Source organism: Leisingera sp. ABM4_101 (assembly GCF_056158725.1).
This window is the reverse complement of sequence record NZ_JBSWTV010000002.1, coordinates 3,558,141-3,578,913: the sequence shown is the minus strand read 5'-3', so window position 1 is coordinate 3,578,913 and position 20,773 is coordinate 3,558,141. Positions and strand designations below refer to the sequence as shown.

Sequence of the window (20,773 nt, the reverse complement as noted above, 5' to 3'; positions counted from 1 at the left end):
AGCCTAAGTAACAAAGATGTGTCACAAGGCGGCAGTTGCGGCATCAAGCCACGCCTTTGCGGCGGGGCTAAGCCGCGGGCCGATTTTTGCCGCCACCTCCTGGTGGTAGGCATTCAGCCAGTCTTTTTCGCAGGCTGTAAGCATTGCCACGTTTACCAGCCGCCGGTCAATGGGGGCAAAGGTCAGCGTGCGCCAGCAAAGCATCTTGCGCTCCGGGTCGCTGCTGTCCAATGCGGGGGCTTCCTGTGCAACGATCAGGTTCTCGATGCGGATGCCAAAGGCACCCTCGCGGTAGTATCCCGGCTCATTCGACAGGATCATGCCGGGCTCCAGCGGCACATGGCTGGTGCGCGCCAGCCGCTGCGGGCCTTCGTGGACGCTGAGGTAAGCACCGACGCCATGGCCAAGCCCGTGGTTGAAATCCTGGCCTGCCAGCCACAGCGGCATCCGGCCGATGGCCTCGATGTCGCGGCCCGCCAGCCCTTTGGGCCAGCGCAGGCGGGACATGGCGATCATGCCCTGCAGCACGCGGGTATAGGCAGCGCGCTCCTCCTCGCCTGGGGTGCCGATGGCGATGGTGCGGGTGATGTCGGTGGTACCGTCCAGATACTGGCCGCCGCTGTCCAGAACCAGCAGGTGGCCGTCCTCCAGCCGTGTATCGGTCTCTTCGGTCACGCGGTAATGCATGACGGCGCCGTTTTCGCCGGTGCCTGCGATGGTTTCAAAGCTGATGTCGCGCAGGGCAGGGTCTTCGCGGCGCAGGCTCTCCAGCTTTTTCACCACGTCGATTTCGGTGATGGTACCAGGCGCCTGCGAATCCAGCCAGGCCAGCATCTCCGCAATCGCGGCACCATCGCGCAGGTGGGCGGCGGCGCTGCCTTCGATCTCGGCTGTGTTCTTGCGCGCCTTGGGCAAGGCGCAGGGGTCGCCTGCCGGCACCAGCCGGTCGCCAAGCGCATCGGCCACGATCTGCGGCACGGTGCCGGAATCGGCCGCAACAGAGCCGTTGAGGGCTGCGGCGGCCTTGAGGAAGTCCTCAGGCGGGTGCACGGTGACGGAGCTGTCAAAGTGATCCTGCAGGCCCGCCAGCTTCCCGGCTGCCATGAACAGGTCCACCCGTGCATCGCCGTGCAGGATGGCAAAGCCATGCGCCACGGGGTTGCGGGCCACGTCGCTGCCGCGGATGTTCAAGAGCCACATGATGCTGTCGGGCAGGGTGATGACCGCCGCTGCCTGGCCGGCCTCGCGCAGGCCCTTGGCCAGCCGCGTGCATTTGTCCGCAGCGCATTCGCCAGCATAGTCCAGCGGGTGGGCTGCCACCGGGTTCATCGGCGGCTCCGGCTGGTCTTCCCAGATCCGGTCCACCAGGTTTTCGCATTGCACCAGGGTGATGCCGCTGCCCTTCAGCTCCTTTTCCAGCGAGGTGATCTGCCCGGCGGCGTGCAGCCAAGGATCAAAGCCGACTTTGCCGCCCTGCGGCAGCTGCTCCTTCAGCCAGTCCGCCAGCTGCACCTCGGGCCAGGGCACAGGGGTATATTCCGCGGCGACCTGGCGTTTCACCTGGGTGCGGTAGCGGCCGTCGATGAAGACGCCGGCGATCTCCTGCAGCACTGCGCAAAATCCCGCGGAACCGGTGAAACCGGTAAGCCAGCTGAGCCGCTCATCATGCGGCGCCACATATTCGCCCTGGTGGGCATCGGCGCGCGGCACCAGGAAGCCGTCGAGTGCTTCCGCCGCCAGTTCCTTGCGCAGCGCGGCCAGCCGGGGCGGGCCCTGTTCCGGGCGGGCGGTCACATCGAAGGTCTGATACATCGGCGTCTCTCTCCAGCTGAAGGGCGGGGCGGCAGCAGGGGACGTCCCGGTGGCCGCGGCAAAGAAAAGGCGCAGGGCTGAGCAGCCGCGCGCCCCTTCTTGTCCCAAATCGCCCTGCAGCTGGCAAGGGCGGCGGCAGAGGGAATTGCCGGGACCTGACGGAACAAACTTGAAGGCGGAAGACGGGAAAGCTCCCGCCCGGCCTCAGGGCATCCAAGATGCCCCGCGGCCCGTTGGGCCAAGCGCCGGATGCCTGCGGCATCCGGCGCCGCCGCGCGCGTCAGCGCGCGGCCATGCCCAAGGCTGAGGACAGCATCTGCAGATGCAGGCCAAAGGCGCGGGAGCGCGCCCTTGGGTTGACGGGGGAAGTCAGCCCGCGCGTTTGATGCCCATGACGCGGGCACGGGCGCGCGGGTCGCTGTCAAACAGCGCCGCCAGCTGTTCGGTCATCGCGCCGGCCAGCTGCTCCACATCGGTGATCGTCACCGCGCGCTCGTAATAGCGGGTCACGTCGTGGCCGATTCCGATCGCCAGCAGCTCCACCTGCTTGCGCTTCTCCACCATCGCAATCACGTCGCGCAGGTGCTTCTCCAGATAGTTCGCCGGGTTCACCGAGAGCGTTGAATTATCCACCGGCGCGCCATCGGAGATCACCATCAGGATCTTGCGGGCCTCGCGCCGTGCCACCATCCGGCGGTGCGCCCATTCCAGCGCCTCGCCGTCGATGTTCTCTTTCAGCAGCCCTTCTTTCATCATCAGGCCGAGGTTGGCGCGGGTGCGGCGCATCGGGGCATCGGCCCCTTTGTAGATGATGTGGCGCAGATCGTTCAGGCGGCCGGGCTGCTGCGGGCGGCCCTCGTTCAGCCAGGCCTCGCGCGCCATGCCGCCCTTCCAGGCGCGGGTGGTGAAGCCGAGCACCTCGACCTTCACGTTGCAGCGCTCCAGCGTCCGGGCCAGAACGTCGGCGCAGATCGCCGCGATGGAAATCGGGCGGCCCCGCATGGAGCCGGAATTGTCCAAGAGCAGCGTCACCACGGTGTCGCGGAACTCGGTGTCCTTTTCGACCTTGAACGACAGCGGCGTGGTCGGGTTGGCAACCACACGCGCCAGGCGGCCGGCATCCAGGATGCCTTCCTCGCGGTCGAACTCCCAGGAACGGTTCTGCTGCGCCTGCAGGCGGCGCTGCAGCTTGTTGGCAAGGCGGCTCACCGCGCCCTTCAGCGGCTCCAGCTGCTGGTCGAGATAGGCGCGCAGGCGCTCCAGCTCAGCAGGCTCGGCCAGCTCCTCGGCGTTGATTTCCTCGTCATGGGCATCCAGGAACACCTTGTAATCCGGGTCCGCATCCGAGACCGGCGGCGGCGCGGGCGGCTCCAGCGGCGCCTCGCCATCGGGCATTTCGGTGTCCTCGGCCAGATCGTCATCGGCCATCTCGTCCATCGAGACCTGGGCCTGGCTTTCGTCCTGCTGCTGCTCCTGGCTCTGCTCGGGAGAGGCGTCGGCCTGCTCCTCCTCGCTATCGTCCTGGCCGGTGCTGTCCGGGTCCTGCTGCTCCTCGGCGTTGTCCTCGGCCTCGTCATTGGCCTCATCGTCCAGCTCATCCGGGTCGTCGCCCAGCTGGTCGCCATAGCCGAGGTCGGAGATTACCTGCCGCGCCAGCTTGGCGAAAGCGGCCTGGTCGGCAATGGTCTCGTCCAGGTTTTCCAGCGTGCCGCCGGCCTGGGATTCGATGAAGCCGCGCCACAGCTCCATGATGTTGGAAGCGCCTTCCGGCAGGTCGCGGCCGGTCGCCAGATGCCGTACCAGGAAGCCGGCGGCGGCGGCCAGCGGCGCCTCGGAGGAGGATTTCATCTGGTCATAGCCGCGCCGGATCAACTCGTTGCGGATCTTCACGTCGATGTTCGAGGCGGTGCCCGGCATATGCCGCGCGCCCATCGCCTCGCAGCGGGCGGTTTCCATCGCCTCATAGAGGTCGCGGGCCATTTCACCCTGCGGCACATATTTGGCGTGGGTGGCGTCGTCGTGGAACTTGTGGCGCAGCGCCAGCGCGTCGGCGGTACCGCGGGCCAGCAGCACTTCCTCACGGGTCATCCGGCGGGAGACCTGCGGCAGCCGCATGGTGTCGCCCGACAGGCCCGAGGGGTCGACCGTGTAGCTGACCGACAGCTCCGGATCGTCGGCCATCACCTTGGTGGCCTCAGTCAGGGCCTTCTTGAACGGATCGGCTGGGTTATCGTTTGGCTTTTTCATGGTCGCACCTTTTCCGCCAGTCAGCATCGCCCTTGCCTGATTGAAAGTCCAGCGAGTGTGCTGCGGATAGGGCAGCGGCCGGCCCGGCGGGGTGGGCGAGAAGCGCCCGCCCGTTTTGCCGGAGGCAAACCTTCGGTTTGACGGGGGGCGTGTCGGGCGCTGCCCGGCCTGCGGCCGGGCGGCATTTTACCAGTTAGCCCAGCGAAACGCTCGCAGCGCTTTCCGGCAGCTCTTCGTCAAAGCAGCGCTGGTAGAACTCGGCTACGGTCTGGCGCTCCAACTCGTCGCATTTGTTCAGGAACGACAGGCGGAAGGCATAGCCCACGTTGCGGAAGATCTCGGCGTTCTGGGCCCAGTTGATCACGGTCCGCGGGCTCATCACGGTCGACAGATCGCCGTTCATGAAGGCGGTGCGCGTCAGGTCGGCAACGGTCACCATCTGGGAGATCTTCTTGCGGCCTTCGGCGGTGTTGTAATGCGGCGCCTTCGACAGAATGATGGCGCTTTCGGCATCGTGGCTCAGATAGTTCAGGGTGGAGACCAGCGACCAGCGGTCCATCTGCGCCTGGTTGATCTGCTGGGTGCCGTGGTACAGACCGGTGGTATCGCCGAGGCCGACGGTGTTGGCGGTTGCAAACAGGCGGAAGAACGGGTTCGGGGTGATGATCTCGTTCTGGTCCAGCAATGTCAGCTTGCCGTCATGCTCCAGCACCCGCTGGATCACGAACATCACGTCGGCGCGGCCCGCGTCGTATTCGTCGAACACAATGGCAACCGGGTTGCGCAAGGCCCAGGGCAGGATGCCCTCGTGGAATTCAGTCACCTGCTTGCCGTCGCGCAGCTTGATCGCGTCCTTGCCGATCAGGTCGATCCGGCTGATGTGGCTGTCCAGGTTCACACGGACAGACGGCCAGTTCAGGCGGGCGGCGACCTGTTCGATATGGGTCGATTTGCCGGTGCCGTGATAACCCTGGATCATCACCCGGCGGTTGTGGCTGAAACCTGCCAGGATGGCCAATGTGGTTTCCGGGTCGAACTTGTAGGTGTGGTCCATCGCCGGAACGCGTTCAGAGCCGTCGGCAAAGCCCTTGACCGTCATGTCGGTGTCGATCCCGAACACATCGCGCACCGAAATCGTTTCGGTCGGTTTCGCATCCATATCCACAAATCCGTCGGTCATCGCAGTCGGTCCTTATCCCTCTTCCCTGCTTTCAGGGGCCAATTCGCGGGATTGGTGCCTGATCTGGACCGCGCGCGCAAGGGAAACTCGCGCAGCAATCCAGCTGATATTGCGATTGTGACGGAACTGGACGGACGGAAACGGCGGTGCGGCAAGCACTGCGCCCCCGGCCGGGCAGCAGGGGGCGCGTTTGGCCGGCGCTCGCATAGCTTTGGGGGGGTAGGCTGCGGCCGGCTCATCTTTGCCTAACCGGTCGCGGCGGGGCGGGTCAAAGAAATAAAAAGTCTATCATTAATTTTCGGCAAAAGACCGCCCATGCCGGGGCATGCCGGGGCGGTTTGATGCCGAGCTGGTTGCGGGCAGTTCCGGAGCCGGCGCGGCAGGCAGCGTCAGGCAGCCATCGCCTGGCTGGAAAAATCCAGCCCGGTCAGCATCGTGATTTCGCTGCGCATCTCTTTGCCCAGGGTTTCGGGCTGGGCATAGGCGAGGCAGATTTTATCGAAGGCGCGAAAGCGGATCGGCATAGAACCGCAGGGCTCGGCGCTTTCGAACAGCGGGCTGGCTTTGGCCTGGCGGATAGTATTGTCCAGCGCGGCCTGCGGCCCTTCCAGAATGAAATGGACAGTGTTGCCGCTGCGGATCATGATCCCGGTGGCGCCGCCGTTGCGGAAGGCGGGGCGGTTGCGGTTGATGAACTGGGCAATCTGCTGGTGGCTTGCGGTGGCGGACAGTTCGGCGGCGAGGATGATGCGGTGCATGGGCGGTCTCCTGTGATGGCGGTTGCTGGCTGTGAGCGGTGTTGAAGCTGATAAGCTCAATCTACAGGTGAAAGACCTGCGGCGCCCGTCCGCAAAAGGATAGAAACGCCCCTGCGCCGGTGGCAAAAGCGTGCCGGCCTGACCGGAAGGATAGCGGCCTGGCCAAAGGCGCGGGAAATGCCCCGCAGGGCGCACAGCCCGCGGGTCCGGCCACGAAAAAAGCGGCCCCCGGGGGAGCCGCTTCTGAAGTTGGCGGTGTGCAGCCTGCTATTTGAAGCTGCGGCTGTCCTTGATCTGATCCCAGGCCCACATGACCTCTTGCAGCTGTTCCTCCTGGCTGCGGTCGCCGCCGTTCATGTCCGGGTGCAGCACCTTGATCAGCTTCTTGTAGGCCTTGCGGATATCGGCCTTGGACCAATCGTCCTTGGCCTCCAGGATTTCGATAGCGCGGCGTTCGGTGGGCGGCAGGCGGCGGCCGGTCTTGGCGGCGCGGCCCGGGTTCTGGGTGGCATTGGCGCCCAGCACCTGATGCGGGTCCTCGATGCCCAGCCGTGCCCAGGCGCGGGCCTCGGGATCGCCCAGCGGCTTGGTCTCGCGTTCCCACACCTTGTCCTTGGAGCGCTGCGCGTTCAGCTCTGCCTCGGTGGTGCCTTCGAAGAAGTTCCACTGGTTGTTGTACTCGCGCACGTGCTCCTGGCAAAACCAGTAGAAATCATCCAGCACATCGGGCGCCTTGGGGGCGCGGAATTTGCCGGCTTCTTCGCAACCGTCCTTGTCGCAGACGCGCACGGAGGTTTCAGAGGCACCAGTGGCCGCCCGGCGCCCGCGCGGGTTCTTCTTTTTCGCGGAGCGGACGGACATATCAAAGCCAAAAGGATCGGACTTGCTCATGGGGGTGCACCTTCTAGACGCATCTGTTCAACTCGGAGGCAGCAGTTTAGTCTAAGGGCCGCCAGATTGAAGAGGGCGCAGGTAAAATTTTTGAGGATGAGCGGAAAATGAGCGTGAAGACGGAAATGGAGGCGGCCCTGCAGGCGGCCTTTGCGCCGGCGGTGCTGGAGGTGGTGAACGAGAGCCACAAACATGCAGGCCACGCGGGCGATGACGGCTCAGGCGAGAGCCATTTTGCGGTGCGGATCCGCGCCGGTGCGTTTCAGGGGATGAACCGGGTGCAGCAGCACCGGGCGGTGCATAAGGCACTGGGGGATATCGTGCAGCGCATCCACGCGCTGGCGCTGGATATCGGCGTTTAAGCAACTGCCGGTGGGCGGGGCCGCCCACCGGTCAGCGATCTAGTTTTCGCTGCCGTCTTTCAGCCCGGCCCGTGCTTTCAGCGCGGCCGTCATACCGGAGACCGGGCTCAGTTCCTCAACGCCATCATCCGACTGCATCCTGGCGGCGCCGGGGCCGGGCACAGGCGTGGCGCCTGCGGGCGCTTCGGGATCGCCGGCGGTGGCGGTCAGCGGCGGCTCGCTGTGGCGGAATTCCGGGGCTGGTACCGGCGCCGGTTCCGGCGCGGCTTCCGGGGCCGCTGCGGGCTGCTCTGCGGCAATGGCGCGGCGGAACACCATCACATTGCGCCAGTTGGTGGCCGATCCTGTGAGGCCCGCGCGCTCCTCGCTCGGGAGCAGTTCCGCGCGCTGGAACTCCCAGCCTTCAGCGGCCATTTCATTCAGCAGGATCTCGATCGAATTGGCAAAGCGCGCCTCGGGCGTCTTCACCCCCTTGGCCTTGGTGCCCTTGGCCGGGGCAGGGACAACCTTGTATTCAAATGCTTGCATGAACGTCTCCTGTCTTGCTGCGCAGGTTTAGCGGAAAGGGGGGAGCGGTCAAGAGCCCGGCACCTGGCTCATGCGCGGCAGGATGCCGTTTTCCTGCAAGGAAAACGGCCCGGAAAACACCTGTTTTCCGGGCCGGAATTTTTGCAAAATTCCGCACTCTGCGGTGTCCTCAGACCTTTGCCGCTGCTTTCTGCACCAGCGTCAGGCAGACCTCCGTGGCCTTGGCCATGTCCTGCACTGAAATCCACTCCAGCGGCCCGTGCACATTCTGCATTCCGGTGAAGATATTGGGCGTCGGCACCCCGAATTCGGTCAGCCGCGAACCATCTGTGCCGCCGCGGATCGGGGCGGAGATGGGCGCGATCCCATGCGCCTTGCAGGCCGCCAGCGCCAGCTCCACCGGGGTCATGTCGTTTTCCAGCCAATAGCGCATGTTGCGGTATTGCGGCTGGATCTCGCAGGTGATCTCCGCCCGCGGCTCAGACGCCTGCACCGCCTCGCAGACCTTGCGCAGCAGATCGCCCTTGGCGGCCAGCCCGTCCAATTCAAAATCGCGCAGGATCAGCTTGATCTCCATCTCGGATGAGCCGCCGTTCATGCCGGTGATATGGATGAACCCCTCGCGCCCGTCCGTCGTCTCAGGCGTCATGGTGGCCTGCGGCAGGGTCTGCACGATTTTCGCCGCCAGATGCGCGGCATTGACCATCTTCTCCTTGGCCCAGCCGGGGTGGATCGACACGCCCTTGATGGTCACGGTGGCGCCGTCAGCAGAGAAACTCTCATAGACGATCTCACCTGCTTCGCCGCCATCGAGCGTATAGGCGAATCCGGCGCCCAGGTCCTTGGGCAGCTGTTCACCAACGCCGCGGCCGATCTCCTCGTCCGGGGTGAAGGCGAGGCGGATCTTCGGATGCTTTATCTCCGGGTGCGCCAGCAGGTGCCGGGCCAGGGTCATCACGATGGCAATCCCCGCCTTGTCGTCGGCGCCCAGCAGGGTCAGGCCGGAGGCGGTGATCAGGTCATCGCCCTGTTTGGAGGCGAGGTAGGGCGATTTCTGCGGCGACAGCACCAGGTCGGGGTTGTCGGGAAAGGTGATATCACCGCCATCATAGCCCTTGATCACGCGCGGCTTGACGCCGGCTGCGTTAAACTGGGGTGCGGTGTCGACATGGGCGAGAAGGCCGATGGCCGGCCCCGGCGCGGTGGCGGGAATGGTGGCCAGCACCACGCCGTAATCCGTCAGCTGGACGTCCTGCGCGCCGATTTCCTGCAGTTCCGCCACCAGCAGGTTCAGCATGTCGAACTGAATTGCAGTGCTGGGGGTGGCGGCTGAGGTTTCGTCGCTCTGGCTGTCGATGGCGGCGTAGCGGACCAGACGGTCCTCGAGTTCCTGATCGAAAATGCGGGTCATGAAGCCTCCGGGGTTTTCGGCGGAGCAAAGCCGCTGGCGCGGGGAAGGTCAAGGCGGGGGAGATGACGGGGGAGTGAGGCGGTTTTTGCCAGCGCGAAGGGCAGCGCTTGACCGCGGGTGGGGGCGAAACCCCCGCCCATGGGGGCGGTCGGGGGCTGTCCGGCGTGCCGCCGGACGGAAGATTGGCAATGACACCCCCCGGTGCACAGGGGGTGTACAAGAGGTGCACGCAGGACACCCCCCCATTCCGGCACGAAAAAGGGCGCCCCGGTTTTATCCTTGGGGCGCCCTTTCGAATTCCGTTTCCCGCCGGGATCAGCCGCCCAGTTTCTTGGCGACCAGCTCGTTCACCGCCTTGGGGTTGGCCTTGCCGCCGGTGGCTTTCATCACCTGGCCGACAAACCAGCCGGCCAGTTTCGGGTTCACCTTGGCCTTCTCCACCTGCGCCGGGTTGGCGGCGATGATCTCGTCCAGGGCGGTCTCGATGGCGCCAGTATCTGTCACCTGCTTCATGCCGCGTTCTTCGACAATCTGCGCCGGGTCGCCGCCTTCGGTATAGACGATCTCAAACAGGTCCTTGGCGATCTTGCCGGAGATCGCGTCCGATGAAATCAGGTCGATGATGCCGCCCAGCTGCGCCGGCGAGACCGGGGATTCGGTGATCGCATGGTCTTCTTTCTTCAAGCGGCCGAACAGTTCGTTGATGACCCAGTTGGCAGCCAGCTTGCCCGAGCGGCCCTTGGCGGTTTCCTCAAAAAAGGCCGCCGATTCCACGTCTGCGGTCAGTACCGATGCGTCATAGTCTGAGAGGCCGAAGTCGTTGATGAACCGCGCCTTTTTCTCGTCCGGCAGCTCCGGCAGATTGGCGGCGATACCGTCCACCCAGGCCTGTTCGATTTCCAGCGGCAAGAGGTCGGGATCCGGGAAATAGCGGTAGTCATGCGCTTCTTCCTTGGAGCGCATGGAGCGGGTCTCGCCCTTGTCCGGGTCATACAGGCGGGTTTCCTGCTCGACCTTGCCGCCACCCTCGATGATGGCGATCTGGCGGCGTGCCTCGACCTCGATGGCCTGCTGGATGAAGCGCATGGAGTTCATGTTCTTGATCTCGCAGCGGGTGCCGAGGTGCGAGAAGTCCTGTGTTTCCTGGTACTTCTCATACTGGCCCGGCAGGCAGACCGAGACGTTGACGTCGGCGCGCAGGTTGCCGTTCTGCATGTTGCCGTCGCATGTGCCCAGGTACTGCATGATCTGGCGCAGCTTGGCGATATAGGCGGCAGCTTCTTCCGGCCCGCGGATGTCGGGGCGCGACACAATCTCCATCAGGCAGACGCCGGTGCGGTTCAGGTCCACGAAAGACATGTTGGGGTCCATGTCGTGGATCGACTTGCCCGCGTCCTGCTCCATGTGGATCCGCTCGACCCGCACGTTGCGCGCGGTGCCGTCGCCCAGTTCCACCAGTACTTCGCCTTCACCCACAATGGGATGATAAAGCTGGGAAATCTGATAGCCCTGCGGCAGGTCGGGGTAGAAGTAGTTCTTGCGGTCAAAGGCGGACCACAGGTTGATGCCGGCCTTCAGGCCCAGGCCGGTGCGCACTGCCTGTTCCACGCAGTATTCGTTGATCACCGGCAGCATGCCGGGCATCGCCGCGTCCACGAAAGCCACGTTGGAGTTCGGTTCGGCGCCGAACTTGGTGGAGGCGCCGGAGAACAGCTTGGCATTGGAGCTGACCTGGGCATGCACCTCCATGCCGATGACCAGTTCCCAGTCATGCTTGGCGCCCGCGATTACCTTGGGCTTGGGGAGTTCATATGTCAGGTCGAGCATGGTTTTCCGCCGTATCCGAATGTCAGTTGCAGTGACGTGATGCGATGTTTCATCGGCACAATGTCAATTTCAGTTGCACAGCGTTCTAGGCCCGGCGGCGCGGAGGAGCAAGAGGGCAGGTGGCGCAGAGAGCTTTGAGGCGGGTGGAAGACCCTTGAATCGCACGGGCTGCAAGCCCGGGCAGCGCCCGTCCGCCCCCATGGGCGGGCGCTTCGCTTCCGCCCGCGGACGGGCGCTGCCCTTCGCGATGGTTCGCCTGTGCCTGATTCAACCTCTTGGCGGGGTGCATTAGGAGGGCTAGAACTGGCAGCCCGAGCAGAATATCAGGAGGCCGCCTTGGACACATCCGCCCGTATCAGCCAGACCATTGCCGGTGAGATCAGCGCCAGCGCGAAACAGGTAAGCGCCGCAGTGGCGCTGCTGGATGAAGGCGCCACGGTGCCCTTTGTCGCGCGCTACCGGAAAGAGGCGACCGGGGGCTTGGACGACAGCCAGCTGCGCACCCTGGCGGAGCGGCTGGAATATCTGCGCGAGCTGGAGAAGCGGCGGGGGGCGATCCTCGAGTCGGTGAAGTCCCAGGACAAGCTGACCGATGAACTGGCGGCCTCGATTGCCAAGGCAAAGACCAAGGCGCAGCTGGAGGACATCTATCTGCCCTACAAGCCCAAGCGGCGCACCAAGGCGATGATTGCGCGCGAAAACGGGCTGGAACCGCTGGCGGAGGCCATTCTGGCCAACCGCGGTGCCGATCCGGAGAAACTGGCGGAGGGCTATGTCACCGAGGCCGTTGCCACGGTGAAAGATGCGCTGAACGGAGCGCGGGATATTCTGACCGAGCGGCTGACGGAGAATGCGGATCTGCTGGGCCGGCTGCGGGAGTTTCTGCAGCGCGAGGCGGTGGTCACCGCCAAGGTCGTGGAGGGCAAGGAACAGGAGGGCGCCAAGTTCTCGGACTATTTTGCCCATAGCGAACGCTGGGCGGATGTGCCCTCGCACCGGGCGCTGGCGATGCTGCGCGGCTCGAACGAGGGCGTGCTGACGCTGGATGTCGGGCCGGAGCCGGAAGAGGGGGCAGCACGGGCCGAGGCGATGGTCGCGGCAGTGCTGGGCGCGGGCGGCCAAGGACCGGGCGACAAGTGGCTGCGCAAGGTGGCGGGCTGGGCCTGGCGGGTGAAGCTGAGCCTCTCGATGATGCTGGAACTGATGGGCGATCTGCGCGGTCGTGCGCAAGAAGACGCCATTCAGGTCTTTGCGCGCAATTTGAAGGACTTGCTCTTTGCTGCTCCAGCCGGTGCGCGGCCGACTCTCGGGCTGGACCCGGGCATCCGCACCGGCGTCAAGGCGGCAGTGGTTGATGCAACCGGGAAACTGGTGGCCACTGAGACCCTGTACCCGTTCCAGCCGAAGAACGATCTGCGCGGCGCGCAGGTGTCGATTGTGAAGCTGATCGCCGAACATGGCGTGGAGCTGATCGCCATCGGCAACGGCACCGCCAGCCGCGAGACCGAGAAGATGGTGGCGGAGGTGCTGAAGCATCTGCCCGCCAAGGTGAAGGCACCCACCAAGGTGGTAGTCAGCGAAGCAGGCGCTTCGGTTTATTCAGCCTCCGAACTGGCTGCGCGCGAGTTTCCCGATCTGGACGTGTCCTTGCGCGGCGCGGTGTCGATTGCACGGCGCCTGCAGGATCCGCTGGCGGAACTGGTCAAGATCGAACCCAAGAGCATCGGCGTGGGCCAGTATCAGCACGATGTGGACCAGCACAAGCTGTCGAAATCGCTGGAGGCGGTGATTGAGGATGTGGTGAACGCGGTGGGTGTGGACCTCAATATGGCCTCGGCACCGCTTTTGAGTCATGTCTCGGGCCTTGGCCCAGGACTGGCGGAGGCGATTGTGGCGCACCGGGATGTGAACGGAGCGTTCAAATCGCGCCGGGAGCTTCTGAAGGTTGCGCGGCTTGGCCCTAAGGCGTTTGAGCAATGCGCGGGCTTTCTGCGGATCCGCGACGGAAAGGAGCCGCTGGATGCGTCCTCGGTCCACCCCGAGAGCTATGATGTGGCGCGCAGGATCGTGGCCGCTTGCGGGCGCGATATCCGTCAGATTATGGGCGATGAGGCCGCGCTGAAAGGCCTGCGGGCAGAGGAGTTCGTGGGCGGCGATGTTGGCCTGCCCACCGTGCGCGACATTTTCCAGGAATTGGAAAAGCCGGGCCGCGACCCTCGCCCGTCCTTCGTGACTGCCTCCTTCAAGGACGGGGTGGAGGAGATCACCGACCTGAAGCCCGGCATGGTGCTGGAAGGCGCGGTCACCAACGTGGCGGCCTTTGGTGCCTTCGTGGACATCGGCGTGCATCAGGACGGCCTGGTGCATGTCAGCCAGCTGGCCGACCGGTTTGTGAAGGACCCGCATGAGGTGGTGAAGACCGGCCAGGTGGTCAAGGTCACGGTGACCGAGGTGGATGTGCCCCGCAAGCGGATCGGGCTGACCATGAAGAAGGACGGCGGCGCGTCTGCCAAGGCGGACCGCAATGCACGCGGGCCATCCAAGGGCGCCGGGCCGCGGCGCGGCGGCAAGACGGGCGGGCCTCAGGGCGGCCGGGGCAAGATGTCCACGGGTCCTAAGGGCGGCCAAGTCCGGGATCAGGGAGCCGGCGCGCTGGGCGCGGCCTTGATGGATGCCTTCAAAAAGAAGTGAGGGAGCGGGACCTTGGTCCCAGTTCGATCACGGCAATGCAGACCAGAACAGGTCGCGTCAGTGGAGGTATTCCGGTGAGCGTTCACCGGGGCGGGTGCGGAACGCGCCCGCCGCTGGCGCGACGGGGGCGGCCACCGGTGATGGCAAAAAATGCATTGATGCGTGAAAGCCGCGGTATTCGCCTCAGGCGGGGCTGAACTCCAACCCTTGATCAGTAAAGGCAACCTTTTGCCCGTCTTCGATTTCATCGCGGAATTGGCCGGCGATTGCGGCCAAGGCCCCGGCATGGCCGCGGGCGGCAAAGCGGCTGAGCGAGGTGATGCGGGCGCTGTTGTCGAACCCCTCTTCGGCATGGGCCCAGACCAGCGGGTGCAGTTCCTTGAGATGGCCGCGGATCAGCCAGTTTGCGGCCTCGGCGATTTTCAGGCGCGGGACGTCGGCCTGCAGGTTCTGCCCCAGCCCCTTGCGCAGGGCGATTGTGCAATAGGCGGCCAGAAGGTTGATGGTTTCCTGCGACGGATTGGCCTCGACGATATCGCGGAGGCCGTCGAGGAAGAAGCGGGTGTCAACCCGGGCGCAGGCCTGGTCGTCGATGGCAATCGCGTCGAAATAGACCCATGCATAGCCGCCGGCGCCCCAGGTTGGGGCCGTGCGGGCAGCGGTGCGGCGGGCCTCAAGCTCCAGCGCGGCATAAGACCCGGACCAGCGCGGCAGCATATGGGTGCCAAGCGCGCGCATGTGGCGGTGGTTTCCGGGGGCAAGGTCAATCAGCGCTCCGAAGGCATCGGCCACCTGCAGCGCGCCGCCGCTTCGGCCGGCGTAAAGCGCGCATTGCGCCGCTTTCAGGAACGGGCTGTCCTGGCAGGCTGCTGCAACCGGATCCAGCAGGGCGGCGGCCCGGTCGAAATGAGCAGCGCAGCGGCGCTGGTTCCTGACAGGCGCCGCAGCGTGGCCGTCCGAGCCGCGCCACGCCCAGCCAATGTCGATATGGGCCATGGCCACCAAAGCGGTGAGATAGGGGTCATGGCGGTTTTCTGCCCGCAGTGCCTCAAATGCCATCAGGCCGCGGATCAGGCTGCGGCTGCCTGCATCCTTGTTTTCGGCCAGGGCGTGCTCGGTTGCATTGACCACATCGGCACGGGCGCCATAGGCAATCAGATCGGCCAGCGGCAGGCCGCAGCGCGCAGTGGTGCCGGCGGTGTCCGCCTCCTGGATCCGGCGGGACAGCTCCTCCCAGCGTTCCTGGCGCGCCAGGAACTGCCCGGTTTCCTGAGCGTGAAGGCAATCGGGATCGCCCTGTTCGCTGCGGACCGGGATCGACAGGCTGTCTTCAAGCCGGCGGGTCAGCAGAGCATCTGCAGGTGCAGGGGCGGGGATGGCAGAGGCCGCGGGGGCCGGGCGGGCGGCAGGCCGGAGATGGGCAGACATCTTGCCGGAAATGCGGGTCAGAAATTCCCGCGCCTGTCGAGACGTTGTGAGCATTTGCGCTTCCTGATGAGTGGCAGCTTATCGTTGTTCACAGTCTCGTCAGGCAATGGGGCGCAAAGATGGCGGCACTGAGGAAGTTAACGCACGCTGGCGGTTATTCGCGCGTGGCTGTTTAAAATCTGAACGGATTTCAATGGACGATTGACGGAGAGCCTTCAAAACGCGGTGAAGTGGTGCCGTTCCGTGCGGATACCGCGTTTCAGAAACTCCGCATCTGTTTCCGCGTGCGGCGGCGTGGCCTCCTGCGGCAGCCGGATGCGCTTGCCATTTTTCAGGATCAGTGTCGCGCGCACCGAAAAGTCCCAGCGGGTGTCGAACCGCACGCGGTCAATTTCGCCGAGCCGCGCCTGCCCGGTCAGCTTGCCGCTGAACCACTCTATCCGGTCTTGGGAGATTTTCAGCCCGGATAGAGGGTTGCGCACCAAATCGGCCAGCGCAGGCAGTACCGGCAGGGCCAGCAGGACCACCAGCCACAGGGCGGCATCCAGCACCAGCCACAGCGCCAGAAGCGCCGCAAGCCAGCCGCCCGTTGCCAGAATGGCAGCGGCGGAGCGGCCCCGGCGGGAGAAGCTGTAGTCCGCCGCCGGGGGCAAGGGTTCAGGCGTTTCAGGCATCCAGGATCCGGGTGACCATTTCAGTGGTGTCGCGGCTGAGACCCTCTGTGCCCGCAATCCGGCTGAGCTGGGCGCGGATTAGCGACTGGCGGTCGCTGCCGTAGCGCTTCCAGGTCTGGAAGGCGGCGCACATGCGGGCGGTGGTCTGCGGGTTCAGCTTGTCCAGCGCGATCAGATTGTCCGCCAGCAGCTGATAGCCCTCGCCGCTGGCATGGTGGAAGCCCGCGTGGTTGCCCGCCAGCGCCCCCATCACCGCGCGGAAGCGATTGGGGTTCTTCATGTCAAACAGCGTGTGCCGGGTGAGGTCTGCGGCGGTGGCAGCCGTCTTTTCTGGCGCGGCGCAGGCGATTTGCAGCGCAAACCATTTGTCCATCACCAGCCGGTCGTCCTGCCATTGGTCAAAGAACGCCTGGCTTTGCGCTTCGCCCTTCTCAGCCTTCATCAGCGCAGCCAGGGCGGCATATTGCTGGGTCATGTTGTCCGCGGCCTCATACTGGCGCGCGGCCTGCTCGCCGCCGTCCAGCCGGGTCAGCAGCGACAGGATGCGGCCATTGAGGGCACGTTTGCCGGCCCCTTCGGCATCGGGCGAGTACGGGCCTTCGACAGTGGTCGCCGCATAAAGCCGGGGCAGGCTGGTTTCCAGCTGCTGCGCCAGGGTCTGGGTAAAAGTCTCTGCCGCGTCATAGATCTTTTGCGGATCGGGGGTGAAGCCCCGGTCATGCAGGGTCTGGGCGATGTCGGCCTGGCTGGGCGGCGACAGCACCAGGGCGCGGAAGGCCGGATCCTGATCGTCGTCGCGCACCAGTTTCTCCAGCGCGTCCAGATAAGCCGCATCGGGTGCAGCGCCATCCAGCACCATCGCAACGCGGGTTTCCTTGGCCAGCGCGTTGCCGGCCTCCCAGCGGTTGAACGGGTCGGTGTCATGGGCCAGCAGGAAGGCGCGTTCGGCGTTGCTGGTCTCGCGTTCCAGGATCACCGGGGCGGAGAACTCGCGCAGGATCGACGGTACCGGCTTTGCGCCGAGGCCGTCGAAGGTGAAGCTCTGCTTGGCCTCGGTCAGTTCCAATACTTCCGTTGCGCGCACCTCGTCGCCGTTGGGCGATAACAGGCCCACCGCCATTGGGATCACCCGCGGCGCCTTGTCGGGCTGGCCGGGTGTGGGCGGCGTCGATTGCTCAAACGTTAGGGTATAGGTGCCATCGGCGTAATATTCCGAGACCTTCACCCGCGGGGTGCCCGCCTGGCTGTACCACAGTTTGAACTGGCTCAGGTCGCGCCCGGTTGCGTCCTCAAACACCTTCAGCCAGTCCTCGATGGTGCAGGCCTGGCCGTCGTGGCGGTCAAAATAGAGCTTCAGCGCCTTGTAGTAGTTCTCATCCCCCACCAGCCGCTTGAGCATGCCGATCACCTCAGCGCCTTTTTCATAGACGGTGGCGGTGTAGAAGTTGTTGATCTCCTGGAAGGCTTCAGGGCGCGGCGGATGGGCGAGGGGGCCGTTGTCCTCAGGGAACTGGCGGGTGCGGAGCGTAATCACGTCGTCGATCCGCTTCACCGGTTCCGAGCGCATGTCGGCGGTGAACTGGGCATCGCGGAAAACCGTCAGCCCTTCCTTGAGGCACAGCTGAAACCAGTCACGGCAGGTGATCCGGTTGCCGGTCCAATTGTGGAAATACTCATGGGCGATAATCGCCTCGATACGTTCGAAATTGGCATCTGTGGAGGTCTCTGGCGACGCCAGAACGCAGGAAGAGTTGAAAATGTTCAACCCCTTGTTCTCCATCGCACCCATGTTGAAGTCGTCCACGGCGACAATGTTGAACAGCTCCAGGTCGTATTCCAGGCCGTAGACGTCTTCGTCCCACTTCATCGACTTCTTCAGCGCCTCCATGCCAAAGGCGCATTTGCCCTCGTCGCCGGGGCGGACCCAGATGTTCAGCTCCACCTCCTTGCCGGACTTGGTGGTGAAGCTGCCGGGATGGTTCACCAGGTCGCCCGCCACCAGCGCAAACAGATAGGCCGGTTTCGGCCAGGGATCATGCCATTCGGCCCAGCCTTCGCCCGCGCCCACCGGGTTGCCGTTGGACAGCATCACCGGTTCGTCGCCCTCGATCCGCACGGTGAAGGTGGACATCACGTCGGGGCGGTCGGGGTAATAGGTGATCTTGCGGAAGCCCTCGGCCTCGCATTGGGTGCAATACATGCTGTTCGACATGTAAAGCCCCTCCAGCGCGGTATTGCCGGCCGGGTTGATCTCCACCTCGGCTTCCCAGGTGAAGGGGGCGCTGGGCACATCGCATTTGAGACCGCCATCGACCAGTTCGGGCGTCACAGCCCCGCCGTCGATTTTGGCGGAGATCAGCTGCAGCTCCTCGCCGTGCAGAAAGAAGGTCTTGTCCGCTGCATCCGCCTTGGGTGCAAAGCGGATCTTGCTGAGCACCCGGGTGGTTTCCGGTGTCAGGCGGAAGGTCAGGTGAACGCTTTCGACGTCAAACCCAAAGGGCGTGTAGTCTTTCAGGTAGAAGGTCTGGGGCGTGTCTTTGGCCATTCTCGTTCTCCTCTGCACTGCTTCTGTTCAGGTGTAGCGGACAGGGGCGCGACTGCAAGCGGATTGGCGGGTTCTTGGCAGGTTCAGGAAAAATCCGCAGAACTTTCTTGGAAAACAAGAAAGTGAGTTCGGTTTCAGCGGCAGGGTGTTTTGTTGCCGATCGGAAACTTCTGCCCTAGTTAGGGTGCAGCATACAGTGGTGTACCGCCGGAAGGAGCAAGTCATGAGCCGGGTCGAGAAACAGGGAATTCAGGTCGCGCCGGAGCTGGCGGAGTTCATCGAGAAACAGGCGCTGCCGGGCACCGGGGTGGAGGCTGATGCGTTCTGGAAAGGCCTGGCAGAGCTGGTGAACGGCTTTGGCCCGGAGAACCGTGCGCTGCTGGCCAAACGTGAAGACATCCAGGCCAGGATCGACGCCTGGCACATCGCCAACCGCGATAAGCCGCATGACCACGAAGGCTACAAGGCGTTCCTGGCAGAGATTGGCTACCTGCTGCCGGAGGGCGGCGATTTCGAGATCGGGACGCAGAATGTGGACCCCGAAATCGCTTCGGTGCCCGGGCCGCAGCTGGTGGTGCCGATCACCAACGCCCGTTACGCGCTGAACGCGGCCAATGCGCGCTGGGGCAGCCTTTATGACGGGTTCTATGGCACTGACGCGATGGGAACCCCGGCGCCTGCGGGCGGCTATGACAAGGGGCGCGGCGCGCGGGTTGTGGCGCGGGCGCGGGTCTTCCTGGACGAGGCCTTTCCGATCAACGGCGCCAGCCACGCGGATGTGCGCCGCTATCACGTGCAGGAGGGCCAGCTGCTGATCGACGATCTGCCGCTGGCGCAGCCGGAGAAATTTGCAGGCTACCGCGGCAACCCCAAGGCACCCGAATCCGTGCTGCTGCGCAACAATGGCTTGCATGTGGAACTGGTGTTTGACCGCGCCCACGCGATCGGCGCCCGCGACCAGGCCGGCCTGGCCGATGTGCGGCTGGAAAGCGCGATGTCCGCGATCATGGACTGCGAAGATTCGGTGGCTTGCGTCGATGCCGAGGACAAAGTGCTGGCCTATTCCAACTGGCTGGGCCTGATGAAGGGCGATCTGGAGGCGGTTCTAGACAAGGGCGGCAAGACCATTACCCGACGACTGAACCCGGATTTCGGCTTTACGGCGCCGGATGGCGCGGCGATGACCTTGAAAGGCCGCGCCTTGCTGTGGGTGCGCAATGTCGGCCATCTGATGACCAACCCTGCTGTTTTGGACAAGGATGGCAACGAGGCCTTCGAAGGCCTGCTGGATGCGCTGATCACCGTGACGGCTGCCATGCATGATCTGAAGCGCGAGGGCGGCAATTCTGCCCATGGCTCTGTCTATGTGGTGAAGCCCAAGATGCATGGTCCGGAGGAAGTCGCCTTTACCGACCGGATTTTCGGCAAGGTCGAGGACATTCTCGGCCTGCCGCGCCACACGGTGAAGATCGGCATCATGGATGAGGAGCGCCGCACCTCGGTCAACCTCAAGGAATGCATCCGCGCCGCCAAGAACCGGGTGGCCTTTATCAACACCGGCTTCCTCGACCGCACCGGCGACGAGATCCACACCTCGATGGAGGCCGGGCCGTTCTCCCGCAAGGATTTCATCAAGCGCAAGGGCTGGATCGGCGCCTATGAGAACCTGAATGTGGATATCGGCCTGGAGTGCGGCCTGTCAGGCAAGGCGCAGATCGGCAAGGGCATGTGGGCGATGCCCGACATGATGGCGGCGATGATCGAGCAGAAGATCGAGCATCCGAAATCCGGCGCCAACTGCGCCTGGGTGCCGAGCCCGACCGCTGCGACCCTGCACGCGCTGCACTACCACAAGGTGGATGTGCTGGCGGTGCAGGAGAAACTCAAGGCTGGCGGCCGCCGCGCCCATGTGGACGGCATCCTGGAAATCCCGCTGGCGACCTACCGCAAGTGGACCCCGCGCCAGATCGCCCGTGAGGTGGATAACAACGCCCAAGGCATCCTCGGCTATGTGGTGCGCTGGGTCGATCAGGGGGTGGGCTGCTCCAAGGTGCCGGACATCAACGACGTTGGCCTGATGGAGGACCGCGCCACCTGCCGGATCTCCGCCCAGCACATCGCCAACTGGCTGCACCATGGTGTCGTCTCCGAGGAGGAGGTCATGGGCAGCTTGCGCAAGATGGCCAAGGTGGTGGATGAGCAGAACCGCGGCGACAACAGCTACCGCGCGATGGCGCCGGGATATGACACCATCGCCTTCAACGCGGCCTGCGACCTGGTGTTCAAGGGCCGGGTGCAGCCGTCGGGTTATACCGAGCCGGTGCTGCACGCCCGGCGGCTGGAGCTGAAAGCGCAGGAAGCGGCGGCCTGAGCGCGGCAAACTGGCCGGATGAAACAGTTTCCCCGCAAAAAGGGGTAG

14 protein-coding genes are annotated in these 20,773 nt (G+C 64.5%); 3 read left to right on the top strand and 11 right to left on the bottom strand.

Annotated elements, in window-relative coordinates:
- Positions 1–21: 21 nt before the first annotated feature.
- The 5 genes from ACXAEK_RS18655 to ACXAEK_RS18635 form a co-directional block, all read right to left on the bottom strand.
- The gene (locus ACXAEK_RS18655) at positions 22–1,812 is read right to left on the bottom strand and encodes an aminopeptidase P family protein (RefSeq protein WP_475044180.1); all 1,791 of its coding nucleotides are present in this window, start codon (positions 1,810–1,812) and stop codon (positions 22–24) included.
- A 369-nt stretch (positions 1,813–2,181) separates the two neighbouring features.
- The gene (cobT, locus tag ACXAEK_RS18650) at positions 2,182–4,059 is read right to left on the bottom strand and encodes a cobaltochelatase subunit CobT (protein ID WP_475044178.1); all 1,878 of its coding nucleotides are present in this window, start codon (positions 4,057–4,059) and stop codon (positions 2,182–2,184) included.
- A gap of 193 nt (positions 4,060–4,252) precedes the next feature.
- Positions 4,253–5,239 carry a cobaltochelatase subunit CobS gene (gene cobS / locus ACXAEK_RS18645; protein ID WP_475044176.1) on the bottom strand — a complete coding sequence of 329 codons (987 nt, stop codon included), beginning with the start codon at positions 5,237–5,239 and terminating at the stop codon, positions 4,253–4,255.
- A gap of 389 nt (positions 5,240–5,628) precedes the next feature.
- Positions 5,629–5,997: a BLUF domain-containing protein gene (locus tag ACXAEK_RS18640; protein WP_475044174.1), complete on the bottom strand. Its 369-nt coding sequence runs from the start codon at positions 5,995–5,997 to the stop codon at positions 5,629–5,631.
- A 267-nt stretch (positions 5,998–6,264) separates the two neighbouring features.
- Complete coding sequence (locus ACXAEK_RS18635; RefSeq protein ID WP_475044172.1) at positions 6,265–6,888, bottom strand: DnaJ domain-containing protein; 624 nt, start codon at positions 6,886–6,888, stop codon at positions 6,265–6,267.
- A gap of 107 nt (positions 6,889–6,995) precedes the next feature.
- On the opposite strand from ACXAEK_RS18635, the gene ACXAEK_RS18630 reads away from it, so the two are divergent.
- Positions 6,996–7,250: a BolA family protein gene (locus ACXAEK_RS18630; protein WP_475044170.1), complete on the top strand. Its 255-nt coding sequence runs from the start codon at positions 6,996–6,998 to the stop codon at positions 7,248–7,250.
- A gap of 39 nt (positions 7,251–7,289) precedes the next feature.
- Here the strand turns inward: ACXAEK_RS18630 and ACXAEK_RS18625 are convergent, their stop codons facing one another.
- The 3 genes from ACXAEK_RS18625 to gatB all read right to left on the bottom strand — a co-directional run bounded on the left by ACXAEK_RS18625 (position 7,290) and on the right by gatB (position 11,016).
- Positions 7,290–7,778: a DUF4177 domain-containing protein gene (locus tag ACXAEK_RS18625; RefSeq protein WP_475044168.1), complete on the bottom strand. Its 489-nt coding sequence runs from the start codon at positions 7,776–7,778 to the stop codon at positions 7,290–7,292.
- 169 nt (positions 7,779–7,947) lie between these two features.
- Entirely contained in the window at positions 7,948–9,189 is a 1,242-nt protein-coding gene (gene pepT / locus ACXAEK_RS18620) for a peptidase T (RefSeq protein WP_475044166.1), read from the bottom strand.
- Between the two features lie 315 nt (positions 9,190–9,504).
- The gene (gene gatB, locus ACXAEK_RS18615; protein WP_475044164.1) at positions 9,505–11,016 is read right to left on the bottom strand and encodes an Asp-tRNA(Asn)/Glu-tRNA(Gln) amidotransferase subunit GatB; all 1,512 of its coding nucleotides are present in this window, start codon (positions 11,014–11,016) and stop codon (positions 9,505–9,507) included.
- Positions 11,017–11,352: 336 nt separating this feature from the next.
- On the opposite strand from gatB, the gene ACXAEK_RS18610 reads away from it, so the two are divergent.
- A complete protein-coding gene (locus ACXAEK_RS18610; RefSeq protein ID WP_475044162.1) occupies positions 11,353–13,707 on the top strand; it encodes a Tex family protein in 2,355 nt (784 codons plus the stop codon).
- A 183-nt stretch (positions 13,708–13,890) separates the two neighbouring features.
- On the opposite strand, the gene ACXAEK_RS18605 is transcribed toward ACXAEK_RS18610, so the two are convergent.
- The 3 genes from ACXAEK_RS18605 to pepN all read right to left on the bottom strand — a co-directional run bounded on the left by ACXAEK_RS18605 (position 13,891) and on the right by pepN (position 18,354).
- The gene (locus ACXAEK_RS18605) at positions 13,891–15,189 is read right to left on the bottom strand and encodes a hypothetical protein (RefSeq protein WP_475044160.1); all 1,299 of its coding nucleotides are present in this window, start codon (positions 15,187–15,189) and stop codon (positions 13,891–13,893) included.
- 161 nt (positions 15,190–15,350) lie between these two features.
- On the bottom strand, positions 15,351–15,809 hold the full coding sequence (locus ACXAEK_RS18600; RefSeq protein WP_475044158.1) for a hypothetical protein: 459 nt from the start codon (positions 15,807–15,809) through the stop codon (positions 15,351–15,353).
- Positions 15,802–18,354: an aminopeptidase N gene (pepN, locus tag ACXAEK_RS18595; RefSeq protein WP_475044156.1), complete on the bottom strand. Its 2,553-nt coding sequence runs from the start codon at positions 18,352–18,354 to the stop codon at positions 15,802–15,804. Before pepN ends, ACXAEK_RS18600 begins: the two co-directional genes overlap by 8 nt.
- Before the next feature lie 223 nt (positions 18,355–18,577).
- On the opposite strand from pepN, the gene ACXAEK_RS18590 reads away from it, so the two are divergent.
- Entirely contained in the window at positions 18,578–20,725 is a 2,148-nt protein-coding gene (locus tag ACXAEK_RS18590) for a malate synthase G (RefSeq protein WP_475044154.1), read from the top strand.
- The last annotated feature ends 48 nt before the right edge of the window (positions 20,726–20,773 follow it).

Excerpts from the sequence above, each read along its gene's own strand:
- ACXAEK_RS18655 (WP_475044180.1), bottom strand. The coding sequence starts at position 1,812 with ATGTATCAGACCTTCGATGTGACCGCCCGCCCGGAACAGGGCCCGCCC.
- cobT (WP_475044178.1), bottom strand. The coding sequence starts at position 4,059 with ATGAAAAAGCCAAACGATAACCCAGCCGATCCGTTCAAGAAGGCCCTG.
- cobS (WP_475044176.1), bottom strand. The coding sequence starts at position 5,239 with ATGACCGACGGATTTGTGGATATGGATGCGAAACCGACCGAAACGATT.
- ACXAEK_RS18640 (WP_475044174.1), bottom strand. The coding sequence starts at position 5,997 with ATGCACCGCATCATCCTCGCCGCCGAACTGTCCGCCACCGCAAGCCAC.
- ACXAEK_RS18635 (WP_475044172.1), bottom strand. The coding sequence starts at position 6,888 with ATGAGCAAGTCCGATCCTTTTGGCTTTGATATGTCCGTCCGCTCCGCG.
- ACXAEK_RS18630 (WP_475044170.1), top strand. The coding sequence starts at position 6,996 with ATGAGCGTGAAGACGGAAATGGAGGCGGCCCTGCAGGCGGCCTTTGCG.
- ACXAEK_RS18625 (WP_475044168.1), bottom strand. The coding sequence starts at position 7,778 with ATGCAAGCATTTGAATACAAGGTTGTCCCTGCCCCGGCCAAGGGCACC.
- pepT (WP_475044166.1), bottom strand. The coding sequence starts at position 9,189 with ATGACCCGCATTTTCGATCAGGAACTCGAGGACCGTCTGGTCCGCTAC.
- gatB (WP_475044164.1), bottom strand. The coding sequence starts at position 11,016 with ATGCTCGACCTGACATATGAACTCCCCAAGCCCAAGGTAATCGCGGGC.
- ACXAEK_RS18605 (WP_475044160.1), bottom strand. The coding sequence starts at position 15,189 with ATGCTCACAACGTCTCGACAGGCGCGGGAATTTCTGACCCGCATTTCC.
- ACXAEK_RS18600 (WP_475044158.1), bottom strand. The coding sequence starts at position 15,809 with ATGCCTGAAACGCCTGAACCCTTGCCCCCGGCGGCGGACTACAGCTTC.
- pepN (WP_475044156.1), bottom strand. The coding sequence starts at position 18,354 with ATGGCCAAAGACACGCCCCAGACCTTCTACCTGAAAGACTACACGCCC.
- ACXAEK_RS18590 (WP_475044154.1), top strand. The coding sequence starts at position 18,578 with ATGAGCCGGGTCGAGAAACAGGGAATTCAGGTCGCGCCGGAGCTGGCG.